The organism is Ruegeria sp. AH7 (assembly GCF_056541325.1).
Genome location: NZ_JBQFYF010000003.1, coordinates 137,141 through 152,965, shown reverse-complemented (window position 1 = coordinate 152,965; position 15,825 = coordinate 137,141). Strand labels below are relative to the sequence as shown.

Sequence of the window (15,825 nt, the reverse complement as noted above, 5' to 3'; positions counted from 1 at the left end):
CTCAGAGTCCTTCGATATGAGTTTTGTAGGTTGCTTCTGCCCGACCCCAGACGCCGTTGTCCAGATCGGTCAGCGTCAGCAGAGAGGGTAGCAATTGCGCGGCGTAATCTTGCGAGCTTTCGACGGGCAGCATCGAGGGCAGGTTGTCGATGGCCATCACGTCCATCACTGGTTCGGTGGCGATGCGCAGGGCGGGGGCGTCCCACGTGGTCGCTCGGTCATAGACGGGCACCGGATTGTAATCGCTGTCCGGGTCGCAGGCCACGTCGCCGATGGCGGTCAGGTTGCGCGATGCGGTCAATGCCGCGCGCGGGACAAAGACCGGTGTGCCGGGGCGCGCAAAGATGCAGTTCAGGAACAGGTCGTGATCCAGGATTTCCGGGAATGGTCCTCCGCTGGCGGTTTCCGCCATGTCCCATTTGGTGACGCTGACGCCCATCGCTTCGCACAGGTCCGCTGCCCCGGTGCCTACGCGGCCAAGGGCGCCGATGACGATGGCGCGGGGGTGGGTGGCCTCCGTAGCGTCGAGTTCCGCCAGCAGTTCGGCGTTCAGCGCATCTTTGTTCGAATAGACGCCGACTGGCGGACATTCTTCGCCGCGTTGTTGCGCGGCCCAAGTTTTCAGGGTGACAGCCGCCCCGGCGTATCCGGCCCAGTATCCGAAGGCGGCCACCCGGCGACAATCTTCATCGACCAGATATTCCAGATCATAAAGCGTGCCGCCCCCGGCCTTGAATCGCTGCAACAACGCGCGCCCCGAATGCTGACCCTTATAGGCATGGCCGAACATGATGTGGCGATGGGGCAGGGGCGAGCCATCTTCGGGCAATTCCTTGAGGCCAAAGATGATTGCATCCAATGGGGCTTCGGGCCAGGAATTCTCGACCGCGATCTCGCAGCCTGCGTCTTTGTACCCATCAATCGGAATAGCGCGGACCGAGCTGTCTTCGACTGTCACGCGGATACCCGCCGCGATCAGCGTGGCCGCGCCGTCGGGGGTCAGACCGACCCGTTCCTCGTTCGGGCGCTGTTCTGCCCGGACCCACAGATGTGTCATGCAGTTTCCTTTGTTCAGAGCATTCCGGCGGCACGCACGGCCTGAACCGACCCCCGCGCCTCCATGGCTTCGCGGAAAGCGACGATTTTGGGAAAGGCCGAAACATCTACCCCGTCGCCCTCAAGCCAGCTGCACACCACATAAAGGTAGGCATCCGCCAGCGAGACCGCTTCGCCCAGCACAAAAGGCCCGCGCAGCCCGTTGGCTGAGAGGTAGTCACAAGACGCAGTCATTGTCTCCGCGACCTTGGCCGTCATATCCTTCCAGCTGGATTCCTTGTCCGCCCAGCGATGGCCACGCTGCTTGTGCGCGTGGTTCACATGCATGGTTGAGGCGAGGTAGAACATCACCTCGCGCATTCGGGCGGCCATCACCGGATCGGCAGGCACCAACCCGGCATCGGGCGCTTTGGCCGCGATGAATTCCAGCAACGCGCCGGTCTCGGTCAGGATGCCTCCGTCGACCGCCAGCGCAGGAACCCGACCCTTGGGATTGATCTGTTTGTAGGTCGGTTTGGTCTGCTCACCCCCGGCGAAATCCAGCTTGATGGCCTCATAGTCCAGCCCCGCCTCTTCCAGAGCGATGGCAACGGCAACCGAGATGGTGCGAGGGGCGTAGTAAAGCTGCATAGGGGTCTCCTTACAGATGCGTCTGTGCGAATTGCCGATCGGGCGTTTCCAGATGCGGAACGGCGTTGAACAGAACCGGGCTGAGATGTGCGCCAATCGGGTGCAGACGATGCAGCGACGTGTTCATGATGGCAAGGGCGACGCGTGCCATCGAAGGGATATCCAGACCCATTGCCTGCCGCACCACCATCGAGATCAACCCGCCTGATGTGACAACGATAGCCGGCCCACCTTCGGTCCCGATGTCCCGCAGCGCATCGCTGACGCGGGTTTCGAATTGTTCAAAAGTCTCGGGCGCGTTCTCGATCTCGCCATTGGCCCAGGCGGCAAACGTCTTGGGCAAATGTTCTACAAAGCCTTCGCGATCTGTGGGGATGGCAACGCCGTGTTGCTCCTCGAACAATTGCGCGAGGGTGAAGTATTCGATCTCATTCAATCGCGGGTCACGGATCGGGTCGGCTAGCTCCATGCTCGCCGCTGTTTCGGCGTGCCGGGTCAGCGTGCCGCAATAGACGCGGGGATAATGGCTGCGCGTGTCGCGCAGATGCGCACCCAGCCAACGGGCCTGCTTATGCCCCAAATCGCTCAGCTTGTCATAGTTTGCCTCGTCGCGCGCCGCCGTGTTGGCCTGCCCGTGCCGCACCAATGTAATATGTGACATGTCGGTCCCTCTTATGCGGATGTCTTAGGGCAGGTTCCGGGCCGGGGCCAGAGGGGTTTCCTTCTGGTGGCAAAAAATCCTTACAGCTTTTTGTGTTCTGGCTATGGTTGCCGCGACTATGCGTCTGGAGGACCTATGAGCATCGATCCAAATCGTTTTCTGGCCGATCTGCACAAGCTGCGCGAATTCGGGGCGTCGGGTGTTGGCAAAGGTGTCGTGCGTCCGGCCTATTCCCCAGCGGACATTGCCGCACGGCAATGGCTGGCGGGCCGTATGACCGAAGCGGGGCTGGAGCCGCATTTTGATCCGGTTGGGAACCTGTTTGGACTTGCCCCAGGCACGTCCTTGCTGATGGGATCACATTCCGACAGCCAGCCAGAAGGCGGCTGGCTGGACGGGGCGCTGGGCGTGATTGCCGCGCTCGAGATTGCACGGGCCAGCGATCAACCGATCTCGGTTGTCAGTTTTCAAGATGAAGAGGGTCGCTTTGGCGTGACCACTGGATCGGCGGTTTGGTCAGGTGGGCTGCCGCTGGAACAGGCCGATCAGCTGACCGACGGCTCTGGAGTTCCCTTTGGCGCGGCCCGATCTGCGATGGCTGACCTGACACAAGGCTTTGTCGAACCATCCCGGTTCCGCGGTTTCATCGAGATGCATATCGAACAAGGCCCCGCGCTGGACGCAGCAGGGCAGCAAATCGGCGTTGTCACCGATATTGTCGGAATCCGGGATATGTCGATCACGTTTGAGGGGCAACAGAACCATGCGGGTACCACGCCGATGCATTTGCGGCGCGATGCGTTTCAGGCCTTGTCTTTGTTTAACGCGCGATTGAATGACCGCTTCCGTAACGTGGTGACCCCTCAGACCGTATGGACTATCGGTCGCGTCGAATTGCATCCCAATGCATCCTCCATCGTGCCGGGGCGTGTACGGTTCTCGATGCAATGGCGCGATGGCGATGGGGACCGGCTGATCCGCATGGAGGAGATCATTCGATCCACCGCGCAGCAGGTCGCCGACGAGCTTGGCATGACCCTCAGTTACGGCCCAATGCTGGGGCTGGAGCCGGTGGCCATGGACTCGACCCTGCGCGCGGCGCTGGAGCGTGGTGCGCAACAGGTCTCGCCCGACAACTGGCGCGGAATGCCATCGGGTGCGCTGCATGACGCCACCAATGTCGCCCGCCTGATGCCAGTTGCGATGCTATTTGTGCCCTCGATCAATGGAATCAGCCATGATTTCGCCGAGGATACGGCCGAGGATGACCTAGTCGCTGGTCTTTGCGTGTTGGAACATGCTGTAAGAGCTTTGGCTGGGTAATCTGAATAGAAGACATGGAATATCCAGACTTCTCAGCGTATTGACCCCAGGGTAAGTCCCTTTGGCGGGGTTCGCGCCTTTGATTAATTTCGGTGAAGCGCAGGGTCTATTGCAACGAGTGTTGCCTAACGGAAAAAAGTTTCCTATAGGAACATTATTGATGCATACGCCCGTATACAGGTTTGCCGCAGCAAAGCCCCGCAGTTAGAATCCGGGGCTGAATCGTTGCAAATTTTGCTGCTTGCGGCAGACTGATGCGCATGCGTTGCGACCATTAGAGACGAAAGGCAGTACCCGCCATGACTTCCCCGAAACGCACTCCCTTGTACTCTCTTCATGTTGAGTTGGGTGGAAAGATGGTTGATTTTGCGGGTTGGGAGATGCCTGTTCAGTATCCGTTGGGGATTATGGGGGAGCATAAGCAGTGTCGTGAGAAGGCGGCGGTGTTTGATGTGTCTCATATGGGTCAGGTGATTTTGCGGGGTGAGAATGTGGGTGAGAAGCTGGAAGCTTTGTGCCCGCAGGCTTATGCGACGCTGAAGGAAGGCAAGGCGCGGTACGGGTTCTTTACCAACGAAGACGGTGGGATCATGGATGACCTGATCGTGTCGAACGCGGGGGATCATTATTTTGTGGTGGTGAACGCGGCGCTGCGGCATCAGGACATTCCACATATGCAGGCGAACCTGGACGGCGTTGAAGTGACCGAGATCTTCGACCGGGCGCTGGTGGCGGTGCAGGGTCCCAAGGCCGAAGACGTGGTGGGTGAGCTTTGCCCCGCCGCCCGCGACCTGAAGTTCATGGAAACCACCCTGGCGGATATCAACGGCGTCGAATGCCGTATCTCGCGGCTGGGTTATACCGGTGAGGACGGGTATGAGATCTCGATCCCCGAGGACAAGGCCATTGAGATCACCAAGGCGTTTCTGGCGCATGAGGATTGTGAGCCGGCCGGTCTGGGCGCGCGCGACAGCCTGCGGCTGGAGGCCGGGCTGTGCCTCTATGGCAATGACATTGACCAGAGCACCTCGCCGATTGAAGCCAGCCTTGGCTGGGCCATTCAGAAGCGCCGCAAGGAAGAGGGCGGCTTCCCGGGTGCCGATCGCGTGCAGAAAGAACTGGCCGAGGGTGCCGCGCGCAAGCTGGTGGGCATCAAACCCGATGGCCGCGCCCCGGCGCGTCAGGGCGTTGAGATCCAGTGCAGCAGTGGCAACACCATCGGTCGGATCACCTCGGGCAGCTTTGGCCCCACGGTGGGTGGCCCGGTTGCGATGGGCTACGTGTCCGCCGGTCACGGTGAGCCGGGCGAGAAGGTGAACCTGATCATCCGGGGCAAGGCGCAACCGGCGCAGATTGTGGCGCTGCCCTTTGTCACCCAGAATTACAAGCGTTGAAGCCAGGAGAGAGAGACATGGCAACCTATTATTCCGAAGAGCATGAATGGCTGATGGTCGAGGGCGACACCGCCACGCTGGGCATCACCAAACACGCGGCTGAACAGCTGGGCGAGGTGGTGTTTGTCGAGCAGCAGGAAGTGGGCGACGAGTTCGAGAAAGACGGCGAGATCGGCGTGATCGAATCCGTCAAAGCGGCCTCGGAACTTTATGCGCCGGTCGATGGCGAGATCACGGAAGTGAACGAAGCGCTGGCCGACAATCCCGGCGCGCTGAACGAAGACCCCGAGGGCGAGGCCTGGATCTACAAGATCAAGATCACCGACGCGGCGCAGCTGGAAGATCTGATGGATGAGGCCGGCTACAAAGCCTTCATCGGGTAATTCAAGCGGCGGATCCTTGCGCGGATCCGCCCCTTCATCTTTTTCCAAATACACCCGCCGGAGGCTCCTGCCGTCTCCGTCGGGCCTGATCTATCCTTGAGGAGCGCACCACATGGCCTTCAAACTGACCGATTACGAAGCCTATGACTTCGCCAACCGCCGCCATATCGGGCCCAGCCCGACCGAGATGCGCGACATGCTCAAGGTGATCGGCTTCAAGACGCTGGACCAGCTGATCGACGCCACCGTCCCGCCCGCGATCCGCCAGAAAGAGCCGCTGGACTGGGGTCCGGCGATGACGGAACGCGATGCGCTCTTTCACATGAAAGAGGTGGCGAGCAAGAACACCGTTCTGACCTCGCTGATCGGTCAGGGCTATTACGGCACCACGACGCCTGCGCCGATCCTGCGCAACATCCTGGAAAACCCGGCCTGGTACACCGCCTATACGCCCTATCAGCCCGAGATCAGCCAGGGCCGTCTTGAGGCGCTGTTGAACTTCCAGACCATGGTCAGCGATCTGACCGGGCTGGATGTGGCCAATGCCTCCTTGCTGGACGAAGCCACTGCTGCGGCCGAAGCCATGGCGATGGCCAAGCGCGGCGGGCGTTCGAAAGCCAACAACGCGGCCTTCTTTGTCGACAAGAACTGCCACCCGCAGACCATCGCGGTGATCAAAACCCGCGCCGAACCTCTGGGCATCGACGTGCAGGTCGCCGATCCGGACACGCTGGATGCGGGCGCCGTCTTTGGCGCGATCTTCCAGTACCCGGGCACCCATGGCCACGTGCGCGACTTCACATCGGAAATCGCCGCGCTGCATGAGCACAAAGCCATCGCCATTGTCGCCGCCGACATCCTGTCGCTGGCCCTGCTGAAATCCCCTGGTGAGATGGGCGCGGATATCGCCATCGGCTCGACCCAGCGCTTTGGTGTGCCGATGGGCTATGGTGGCCCGCACGCGGCTTATATGGCGACCACCGACAAGCTGAAGCGCTCGATGCCGGGCCGGATCATCGGTGTGTCGATCGACAGCCGCGGCAACAAGGCCTACCGCTTGTCGCTGCAAACCCGCGAACAGCATATCCGGCGTGAGAAGGCGAACTCGAATGTCTGCACCGCGCAGGCGCTGCTGGCGGTGATTGCCTCGATGTATGCGGTCTATCACGGCCCTGATGGCATCAAGGCCATCGCGCAATCGGTACACCGCAAGACCTCGCGTCTGGCGGCCGGTCTGGAAGAGGCGGGCTTTGCCGTGGAACCGGAAGTGTTCTTCGATACGATCACGGTTGAGGTCGGTCCCCTGCAGACAACAGTGATGGAGGCCGCCGTCGCGCGTGGTGTGAACCTGCGCAAGGTGGGCGAGACCAAGGTTGGCATAAGCCTGGACGAACAGACCCGGCCCGAGACCATCGAGGCCGTCTGGGGCGCCTTCGGCATCGACCGTCAGGATGACAGCGCAAATGTCGATTACCGTCTGCCCGATTACGCCCTGCGCGAAAGCGCATACCTGACCCACCCGATCTTCCACCAGAACCGGGCCGAGGCCGAGATCACCCGCTATATGCGCCGTCTGGCCGACCGCGACCTGGCGCTGGACCGGGCGATGATCCCGCTGGGCTCGTGCACCATGAAGCTGAACGCCACGATCGAGATGATCCCGGTCACCTGGCCCGAGTTCGGCAATCTGCACCCGTTTGTGCCGCAAGATCAGGCGCAGGGCTATCACGAGATGATTGCCGATCTGAACGACAAGCTGTGCCAGATCACCGGCTATGACGCGATCTCGCAGCAGCCCAACTCGGGCGCACAGGGGGAATATGCGGGTCTCTTGACCATCCGCAATTATCACTTCGCCCGTGGCGAGGGTCAGCGGAACGTCTGCCTGATCCCAACCTCGGCGCATGGCACCAACCCGGCTTCGGCCCAGATGGTCGGCTGGCAGGTTGTGCCGGTTCTGGCGGATGAGAATGGCAATATCGATCTGAACGACTTCCGCGCCAAGGCCGAGAAGCATTCCGATCATCTGGCCGGCTGCATGATCACCTACCCCTCGACCCATGGCGTGTTTGAGACCACCGTGCAAGAGGTCTGCCAGATCACCCATGATCATGGCGGTCAGGTCTATATCGACGGGGCCAACATGAACGCCATGGTGGGTCTGTCGCGTCCCGGTGACATTGGCGGCGATGTCAGCCACCTGAACCTGCACAAGACCTTCTGCATCCCCCATGGCGGCGGCGGCCCCGGCATGGGCCCGATCGGCGTCAAGGCGCATCTGACTGAGCACCTGCCCGGCCACCCGGAATACGGCACCGCCGTGGGTCCGGTCTCGGCCGCGCCCTTCGGCTCGCCGTCCATTCTGCCGGTCTCATGGGCCTATGTGCTGCTGATGGGCGGCGCGGGCCTGACGCAAGCGACCAAAGTGGCGATCCTGAACGCCAACTACATCGCGGCGCGGCTCAAGGATGCTTATCCCATCCTCTACACCTCCGAGACCGGTCGTGTGGCGCATGAATGCATCCTCGACACCCGCCCCTTGGACGCCGCGGCGCATGTGACCGTCGACGATGTGGCCAAGCGCCTGATCGATTCAGGCTTCCATGCGCCGACCATGTCCTGGCCGGTGGCAGGCACCCTGATGGTCGAGCCCACGGAATCGGAACCCAAGGCCGAGCTGGACCGCTTCTGCGACGCCATGCTCTCGATCCGATCCGAGGCGCAAGACATCATCGATGGCACCATCGACGCGGAAAACAACCCGCTGAAAAACGCCCCCCACACGGTGCGCGATCTGGTCGGCGACTGGGATCGGCCTTACACCCGCGAACAGGCCTGCTTCCCCCCGGGCTCCATGGGCGTCGACAAATACTGGTCCCCCGTCAACCGCGTCGATAACGCATATGGCGACCGAAACCTCATCTGCACATGCCCACCAATGACCGAATACCAAGACGCCGCAGAGTAAAAACACCCCCCAAGGGGGGCACTTTACGGCTTGAAATCTTTGGGCACACCAAAAGGCGGTGTGTCCACGTTCGTGCCTGTTAGGGCGTTCAGGAACGCAATGAGTGCGTTGATTTCCGTGTCGGTAAGAACCACCGGGGAAATGTCGATTGTGTTGCGCACCCGCTGCATTTCGAACCGGTCTTGCCAGACGACAAAATCCGCTTTTTGCAGCCACGGGACCGCGGGCAGGGCCGCCGAATCCGGTGTCCAATTCGAAAGGCTGGCCTGCGGGTTCAAATGGTGGCGGATCATCGTGTCCAGATCGGGGAAGGCGCCGTTATGGCCATAGGGCGCGGTCAGGGCGACGTTACGCAGCATCGGTGTGCGGAAGCGATAGGCATCCTCGATCCGGTTGCTTTCGCCCATGCGGCCAACATCGCGCGCATAAGGGTCCCATTGGCGGGTTCGTCCAGGGCCAAAGGGGGGCAGGCCTAAAGCGTGAAATCGCTGGTCTGTCATCAGCTGGCCGGCATGGCAGGTCGCGCAATTGGCCTTGCCATAGAACAGGCTCATACCGTCTTTCTGAGCGTCCGTGAGCGCCGTGGCATCACCCGCCAGGTACCGATCAAACGGGCTGTCAGTGCTGCGCCATTCGATGGCCATGAACGCGGCCAGAGCATTTGCAATTTGTGTGATCGTGATGTCTTCGGTATTTTCGACTTCGTCGAATGCCTTAATCATAGCCGGTCCGTAACGCGGATTGGTGCGGACGCGTTTGGCCAGAATGGGCCAGCCCAGATCGATCCGGTCAGCGACCGCTCCGGTCACCGGATTTTCGCCGACATTCCCGGCCATCTCGAATTGCGACGTCAAGGGAAACAGCGCCTGCGCAGCGAGCAATGAGTTCAACCCTTCGGGCAACCATTCCTGCGCCGGTGAATTGAAGCCGTTGCCGTAGACATCCGATATGCTCAGACGGCCATCGTGAAACACTGTGTTGATGTCCTGAGCGCCGAGGTTCCACAGCCCAGGTGAATTGCGGGGAATGCGCTTGCGGATTCTATCGATCCCAGTGCCGGGTGTGCGATCCGGGCCCAGACCCTCACCACCTTCGCCTATGCCTAAAGACAGCCCATCCGAGGTACCGAAATCCGGGTGATGGCAATGGGCGCAAGAGATGTTCTGGTTGCCCGACAGGATCGGATCGTAAAACAGTTGATGACCGATGGCGGCCTGTTCCATATCAAAGGGGATAAAATCAGCATCCGTCAGCGGACGCGGCAAATCTTGTGCCGCTGCAGCCCCGGCCAGAAGGAAAGCAGCCCCATGCGTCAGTTTGTATATGCCCTTTGCCTGTTCGCATCCCCGGCGCTGGCCGAGTTGGAGCAGGCGCGCGACATGATGGAAGCTGGGGACTTTGAGGCCGCGCGTGAGGAGCTGTTGCCAGCGGCGCGGTCCGGCAATGCCGAGGCCGAGGAATTGATCGGCGTGATGTACGGGTTGGGGCTGGGTGTCGAACAAGACTATGAACGCGCGTTCGAATGGTATCTGCGCGCCTCGATGAAGGGGCATCCGGGGGCGCAATCGGGTGTTGGCTGGTATTATGAGCTTGGTCTGGGCATGCCCGCGCCCGATCTGGTGCGGGCCTATATGTGGTACACGCTCAGCGCCATTGGCGGCGACCCCGACGCGGCGATCAGCCTTGAGGAAGTGGTCAAGAAAATGTCGCCGGAGCAAATCGAAAAGGCGCATGTTCTGGTGAATGACTATAAGGGTTGGATGTACCCGTTTCGGTGAGGGCCGGGCCTTCTGGGCCCGACCCATTGTCTTAGTTCAGGTCAGCGTCGCGTGAGGCATTTACGTCGGCCTCAGCCGCTGTAACTGCATCGGTCAGCGCAACAAAGATCTCATCACCGCGGGTAACGTTGGACTGGAACCAGTCATAAACCGGAGTAGCGGCTTCTTTGAACGCGGCCTTCTGATCAGGTGTCAGAACATAGAGGTCACCGCCACCGGCGACGAAGTCTTCATAGGCTTGAATCGACTTGCGCTTGGGCGAGGCAAAAGTGGCCTGTTGCAACGCATAGAAACCGTCAACGACGACGCGGCGCATGTCCTCGGGCATCTCCTGGAACTTCGCATTGTTCATCCACCAAAGCGCGCCCATATAGGCGTGGCCGTCCAGCGTGACATATTGCAGGCCCGCATCCGGGAATTTCATGCCCATGATGTCTGTGATGCCATTTTTGGAACCCTCAACAACGCCAGTCTGGAAGCTGGTGAACAGTTCAGGCCACGGGATCGGGGTGGGCGATGCACCCAGCGCCTTGACCAGTTCCTGCGGCAGGTCGGCGACCACGGTGCGGATTTTCAGACCGTCCATATCGGCAGGTTCAGCGATGCGCCGTTGCGTGTTCGCAAAGTTGCGCCAGCCGCCGGTGTTGCCGATGGTCATCAGACGGATCGCGCCGCCGGAATCCTCCAGCGCCATGTCACGCATGGTACGGGTGAAGTCGCCGGACAGGACATGTTCCGCAATGCGGTCATCGGCCATCAAATACGGCAGGTCCAGAACCTGCACGTAAGGAAAGATGCCGGACGCGCCGCCCGAAGTTGAGATATAGATATCAATGGTACCGTCAGCCACACCTTGCAGGCATTCCGCACCGTTCGAACATAGCTGCGTGCCAATGAACAGTTCCACCTCGATGGCGCCGTTTGACGCGGCCTCGACATAGTTCTTGAAGACGATCAGACCGTCATAGTCCTCATCGTTTTCGTTCGAGTTGGCCGTGGCGCGCAACGTGTAATCGGCTGCGGTTGCCGCTATGGCAGATGCCGCCACCAGTGACGTGGCCACCGCTGCGGTTTTGATGAAGTTTCTGAGCATGCGTTTCCTCCCTATGGATCTCAGTTAGTTTGCAAATCCCGTTATCCTCGGGATCGTCATGGATATTGCGGGGATATAGGTGATCAGAAAGATCACGATGATTTCAACGGCCAGGAACGGCAGAATGGCCTTGGCGATGGTCTCGACCTTCTCGCGCGATACGGCAGCGGCCACGAACAACACCAGCCCCATGGGCGGCGTGGCCAGGCCAACCGTCAGATTGACGCTCATGATGATAGCGAAATGGATCGGATCGACCCCAAGGCTGGTGAAGATGGGGCCAAGGATTGGGCCGAGGATGATGATCGCCGGTCCCGCATCCAAGAACATGCCGACGACAAACAGAAGCAGGTTGATCAGGAACAGCAGGATCAGCGGATTCTCCGACAGGCTGAGGATCAGCGAGGCCAATTGTTCCGGTGCGTGGCTGAGGCTGACAACGGTTTTGAACGCCATCGCGGCCCCGACCAGCAGTAGAACCACGGCCGAGGTCAGGCCTGCATTGCTGAGGATCTCGGGCACCTCTTTCAGCGTCAGCGTGCGCAGGACAAAAAAGCCGATGATGAAGGCATATCCTACAGCCACGGCGGCGGCCTCGGTCGGTGTGAAGATACCGCCCAGAATTCCGCCCAGAATGATCACCGGAGTCAGCAGCGGGAAAAACGCTTTGAGGCTGGCCTGACGCCGTTCACCCCAGGTGTATTTGCGGCTGGCGACGGGGAAATCATACTTGTCGGCCATGAATTTGATCATCAGCATCAGGCCGACGCCGACCATCACGCCCGGCACGATACCGGCCAGGAACAGTGCCGCAACGCTTTCGCCCATGACATAGGCGTAGATGATCATGATGCCCGAGGGCGGGATGATCGGGCCGATCACAGAACTCGCCGCTGTAATTGCTGCGGCGAATTTGCGGGTGTAGCCCTGTTTTTCCATCGCCGGGATCAGCATCGACCCAAGGGCCGAGGTATCAGCCACCGCCGACCCCGAGAGGCCTGCGAAGAGGATCGAACTCAGCACGTTCACATGTGCCAGACCGCCGCGCAGGTGGCCCATCAGCGCCTGGCTGAACTCGACCAAGCGGATGGTAATGCCGCCGCGGTTCATCAACTCTCCGGCCAGCATAAAGAAGGGGATCGCCATCAGCGGAAAGCTGTCCATGCCATTGTAGACATTGCGATACAACAGCGTGATGTCGTTTGTTTGGCCGTTTAGCCAAAGCAGGATGCCAGGTGCGGCCAGCAAGGCGAAGAAGACCGGCAGGCCGATGATGAGGAAAACCAGGAATGTGGGCAGGAACCAGATCAGCATTTATTCAGCCCCCGCTGGCGCATCAGGAATTTCAGGCAACAGATGTCCGCCACCCATGAGGGTCACGACTGAACGCAGGACCAGCTCGATATTTACAGAAATCAGCAGGATGATCCCCACCAGCAGTGAGGCCATCATCCAGCTGCGCGGGATGCGATACCATTCGTCGAACCCGAGGGAGGTGGGCAGGTACAAAGCAGCAGTCGCGAATTTGCCGCCAAATCCGGTGACCTCGGACCATCCGATATTAACGGCGACCAGCAACACCGCCAGTGAGACCACCAGCAGGAACAGGGTCAGCACCTGCCCGACAACGCGCGGCAGCATCAATGGCACCATGTCGATGGCTACAAAGCCACCGCGCCGAAAGGCGGTGGGGGCCATCAGGCCGGTCATCCACAACATACAGAATCGCGCGGCTTCATCCGGCCAGGGCAGAGCATTGCCCAGCACGTATCGAAAGAACACCTGAATCAGGATCGCGATCACCATCAATGCAATCGCAACGACGCCAACCGCGCGGCCCAGGCGCAGCGCGGTTTCGTTCACGAATGCAATCGGCGCAAGCACCGATGCCAGTCCGCCCATGCGGATCCTCCCTTGTGCAGCCGCAGGTTTCTCCTGCGGTCGTCAGATCGCGCTTAGTGTTGCGCGAATTGGCCGAGTTTCCCGGCATAGAAGGTCAGCGCGTCTCCATCGCTCATGCTGGCCTTCAGGACTTTGCCCACCACGATCACATGATCGCCCGCATCGTGATAGGCATGTTGTTCGCATTCAAACCGCGCCAGGCAATCCGACAGCAGCGGCGTACCATTCTCGCAGCGCTCATGTTCGATCTCACGCAGGGCGTGGGCGTCTTTGGAGCACCCAAAGCACAGCTCGGCCTGTTCGGACGATAGCACATGTACGGTGAAATGGCGGGCCTTGTGAAAATAGGGAAAACGGCGTGAGTTGCGATCGCCTGCCCACATGATCAGCGGCGGGTCCAGTGAAAGGGACGAAAAGCTGTTCGCGGTGATGCAAACCGGGCCATCGGTGCTGTCGCAGGTCACGATGGTGACGCCCGTGGCAAAGCGGCCAAAGGCATCGCGCAGGGTGCGGGTGTCGTCCTTATGCGGAACGAAGGTGTGGGTCATGTCCTTTGAGATTGCATTCATCATGGTACCTCATGCCCAAGTGCCGTCTCATAGAGGCGATACCAGCTTTCACGATCCAGTTTGACTTTCAGAGCGTCCGAGATGTTTTTGATGCGGTTCAGGTTATTTGTGCCCATAACCGGCAGGATATTTGCCGGATGAGCCAACAGGAACGCCACGGCCACGGCAGCGCGATCCACGCCAAACTCGGCTGCGATCTCATCCGCGACGACACCGACGGGCGGGTTCCCGGCCATCAGAAGACCGCCACCCAGAGGCGACCATGCCATGATTGGTTGCCCATGCTGCTGGTGAAAGGCCAGATCGCCATTGGTGAAGGGGCTGATCTCTCCCAGAGAGATCTCGATCTGGTTGGTGACCAGTTGTGTTTTCATCGCCGATTGCAGCAGCGACCAGTCCCAGGGGCGGAAGTTCGACACGCCGACCGCGCCGACCTTGCCACTGGCGACAACCTCATCCAGTGCGGCACCGGTTTCGTTGTGGTCCATGAACGGGTCGGGGCGGTGGATCAGCAGCAGGTCGATATGATCAATCGCCATTTCTGTCAGCGAGGTGTCGACTGATTTCAAAATATGGTCGCGCGAGGTGTCATAGTATTTGACCTTGGCGTCCGAATATCGGCCCATCGGCGCCACGATGTCACATTTGGTGACGATTTCCATCTGTTTGCGTAGGCTGGGATTGGCGCGCAAGGCATTGCCCAGAACAGCCTCAGCAGCGTAGCCGCCATAGATGTCAGCCTGATCAAAGGTGGTGATGCCCTGATCCAGACAAGATTGAATCTTAGCCTCGACATGACCCACGGACGTATCGCTGTCATCGCCCAGCCGCCACATGCCATAGACAAGGCGGCTCATTTCCAGCGTGTCGGATAGTTTCACACGTTGCATCAGCGACGAACTCCATTGCCCAGCGGGGTCGCCGGGGTGTTTGCAGGGACCCGCCCGTAGGCTTCGGGCAGCGAGCAGGTTTTCAGGTTGGGCATCACGCGGGCACCAAAGTGCTTGGCTTCGTCCATGTGCGGATAGCCCGAGAAGATGAAAGCGCGGATACCCATCTTCTGGTATTCCTCGATCTTGGTCATCACCTGATCGGTCGAGCCCACCAGAGCCGCGCCACAGCCGGAACGTGCCCGGCCCACGCCCGTCCACAGACCCGGCTCGACATAGCCATATTCGTCCGCCAAATCGCGGTTCTTGGCCTGATGCGCCACGCCCAGCGAGGTAGAATCCAGCGCCCGTTCGCGGATCGCGCGGCCATATTCGTCATCCAGTTTCGAGACTATGTAGTCCGCATAATCCTGCGCCTCGGCCTCGGTATCGCGGACGATCATGTGGACGCGCAGGCCGTAATCCAGCGTGCGGTTGTAGTTCTCGGCAACCGCGTGAACCGCCTTCATCCGCTCGGCCAGTTGATCCTTAGTTTCGGGCCACATCAGATACACATCGCAATGCTCGCCACACAGATCCAGCGCTGACGGAGAATACCCTCCGAAATAGAGCAGCGGCCCGCCGGTCTGATACGGCTTGGCCGGATCCGTGGTCAGGCCCGAGAAGTTATAGACCTCACCCGCATGATTGATCTCATCCTGCGTCCAGGCCTGTTTCAGGATCTCGACCACTTCGCGCGAGCGCTGATAGCGGAACGCGCTATCGGCTTTCTCACCGGGGAAATCTGAGGAGATGATGTTGACCGTCAGCCGACCCTTCAGCATGTGGTCCAGCGTCGCAATGGTACGGGCCAGCATGATCGGCTGCATCTCACCGCACCGCACGGCGGCCAGCAGGTTGATCTTTTCGGTGATCGGGGCGCAGCCGGCGACGAAACTCAGCGTGTCCTGACCGACCTGATAGGACGAGGGGCACAGGATGTTGCGGAACCCCTGCGCTTCGGCCTCTTTGACGATGCCGGAACAATGATCCCAGCTCGAACGCAGATTGCCGTCAGGTACGCCAAGAAACTGGTAGTCATCCGAGCAAAGTGCTGCAAACCACGAAACCTCGGCCGCATCCAGATCGGGGGATGTGATGGGGACGATGGTCATTTGATTCACACTCCGTACATCTTT

The 15,825-nt window shown here is 60.2% G+C and carries 15 protein-coding genes; 5 read left to right on the top strand and 10 right to left on the bottom strand.

The genetic code is table 11. The features are described from left to right. Nucleotide 1: 1 nt before the first annotated feature. The 3 genes from ACR0JX_RS08980 to ACR0JX_RS08970 are packed head-to-tail and all read right to left on the bottom strand — an operon-like array spanning nucleotide 2 to nucleotide 2,347. A complete protein-coding gene (locus ACR0JX_RS08980) occupies nucleotides 2–1,057 on the bottom strand; it encodes a saccharopine dehydrogenase (RefSeq protein WP_480543282.1) in 1,056 nt (351 codons plus the stop codon). 14 nt (nucleotides 1,058–1,071) lie between these two features. Further along, nucleotides 1,072–1,686 carry a glutathione S-transferase family protein gene (locus ACR0JX_RS08975; RefSeq protein WP_480543280.1) on the bottom strand — a complete coding sequence of 205 codons (615 nt, stop codon included), beginning with the start codon at nucleotides 1,684–1,686 and terminating at the stop codon, nucleotides 1,072–1,074. A 10-nt stretch (nucleotides 1,687–1,696) separates the two neighbouring features. Then, nucleotides 1,697–2,347 (bottom strand): histidine phosphatase family protein, encoded by a 651-nt coding sequence (locus ACR0JX_RS08970; RefSeq protein ID WP_480543278.1) that lies wholly within the window; start codon nucleotides 2,345–2,347, stop codon nucleotides 1,697–1,699. Between the two features lie 135 nt (nucleotides 2,348–2,482). Here ACR0JX_RS08970 and ACR0JX_RS08965 point away from each other — a divergent pair, with 135 nt between their 5' ends. The 4 genes from ACR0JX_RS08965 (at nucleotide 2,483) to gcvP (ending at nucleotide 8,415) form a co-directional block, all read left to right on the top strand. Further along, the gene (locus ACR0JX_RS08965) at nucleotides 2,483–3,670 is read left to right on the top strand and encodes a Zn-dependent hydrolase (RefSeq protein WP_480543276.1); all 1,188 of its coding nucleotides are present in this window, start codon (nucleotides 2,483–2,485) and stop codon (nucleotides 3,668–3,670) included. A 299-nt stretch (nucleotides 3,671–3,969) separates the two neighbouring features. Beyond that, nucleotides 3,970–5,064: a glycine cleavage system aminomethyltransferase GcvT gene (gcvT, locus tag ACR0JX_RS08960; RefSeq protein WP_480543274.1), complete on the top strand. Its 1,095-nt coding sequence runs from the start codon at nucleotides 3,970–3,972 to the stop codon at nucleotides 5,062–5,064. 17 nt (nucleotides 5,065–5,081) lie between these two features. Beyond that, nucleotides 5,082–5,447 (top strand): glycine cleavage system protein GcvH, encoded by a 366-nt coding sequence (gene gcvH, locus ACR0JX_RS08955; protein ID WP_480543272.1) that lies wholly within the window; start codon nucleotides 5,082–5,084, stop codon nucleotides 5,445–5,447. A gap of 112 nt (nucleotides 5,448–5,559) precedes the next feature. After that, on the top strand, nucleotides 5,560–8,415 hold the full coding sequence (gene gcvP / locus ACR0JX_RS08950) for an aminomethyl-transferring glycine dehydrogenase (protein ID WP_480543270.1): 2,856 nt from the start codon (nucleotides 5,560–5,562) through the stop codon (nucleotides 8,413–8,415). 23 nt (nucleotides 8,416–8,438) lie between these two features. On the opposite strand, the gene ACR0JX_RS08945 is transcribed toward gcvP, so the two are convergent. Then, nucleotides 8,439–9,680, bottom strand: a complete 1,242-nt coding sequence (locus ACR0JX_RS08945; RefSeq protein ID WP_480543268.1) for a cytochrome-c peroxidase — start codon at nucleotides 9,678–9,680, stop codon at nucleotides 8,439–8,441. Nucleotides 9,681–9,722: 42 nt separating this feature from the next. On the opposite strand from ACR0JX_RS08945, the gene ACR0JX_RS08940 reads away from it, so the two are divergent. Further along, nucleotides 9,723–10,193, top strand: a complete 471-nt coding sequence (locus ACR0JX_RS08940; protein WP_480543266.1) for a tetratricopeptide repeat protein — start codon at nucleotides 9,723–9,725, stop codon at nucleotides 10,191–10,193. Nucleotides 10,194–10,224: 31 nt separating this feature from the next. Here ACR0JX_RS08940 and ACR0JX_RS08935 read toward each other — a convergent pair whose 3' ends face one another. From ACR0JX_RS08935 to ACR0JX_RS08910, 6 genes are read right to left on the bottom strand one after another with little or no spacing between them, the layout of a single operon-like run. Beyond that, complete coding sequence (locus ACR0JX_RS08935) at nucleotides 10,225–11,286, bottom strand: TRAP transporter substrate-binding protein (protein WP_480543264.1); 1,062 nt, start codon at nucleotides 11,284–11,286, stop codon at nucleotides 10,225–10,227. Nucleotides 11,287–11,310: 24 nt separating this feature from the next. Continuing rightward, nucleotides 11,311–12,600: a TRAP transporter large permease gene (locus tag ACR0JX_RS08930; RefSeq protein WP_170533636.1), complete on the bottom strand. Its 1,290-nt coding sequence runs from the start codon at nucleotides 12,598–12,600 to the stop codon at nucleotides 11,311–11,313. Next, the gene (locus tag ACR0JX_RS08925; protein WP_480543262.1) at nucleotides 12,601–13,188 is read right to left on the bottom strand and encodes a TRAP transporter small permease; all 588 of its coding nucleotides are present in this window, start codon (nucleotides 13,186–13,188) and stop codon (nucleotides 12,601–12,603) included. It lies immediately after the preceding gene. Between the two features lie 53 nt (nucleotides 13,189–13,241). Next, nucleotides 13,242–13,757, bottom strand: a complete 516-nt coding sequence (locus ACR0JX_RS08920; protein ID WP_480543747.1) for a flavin reductase family protein — start codon at nucleotides 13,755–13,757, stop codon at nucleotides 13,242–13,244. Next, nucleotides 13,757–14,647, bottom strand: a complete 891-nt coding sequence (locus ACR0JX_RS08915) for an aldo/keto reductase (protein ID WP_480543260.1) — start codon at nucleotides 14,645–14,647, stop codon at nucleotides 13,757–13,759. Before ACR0JX_RS08915 ends, ACR0JX_RS08920 begins: the two co-directional genes overlap by 1 nt. Then, nucleotides 14,647–15,801, bottom strand: a complete 1,155-nt coding sequence (locus ACR0JX_RS08910) for an LLM class flavin-dependent oxidoreductase (protein WP_480543258.1) — start codon at nucleotides 15,799–15,801, stop codon at nucleotides 14,647–14,649. The genes ACR0JX_RS08915 and ACR0JX_RS08910 overlap by 1 nt, the downstream gene beginning before the upstream one ends. Nucleotides 15,802–15,825: the final 24 nt, after the last annotated feature.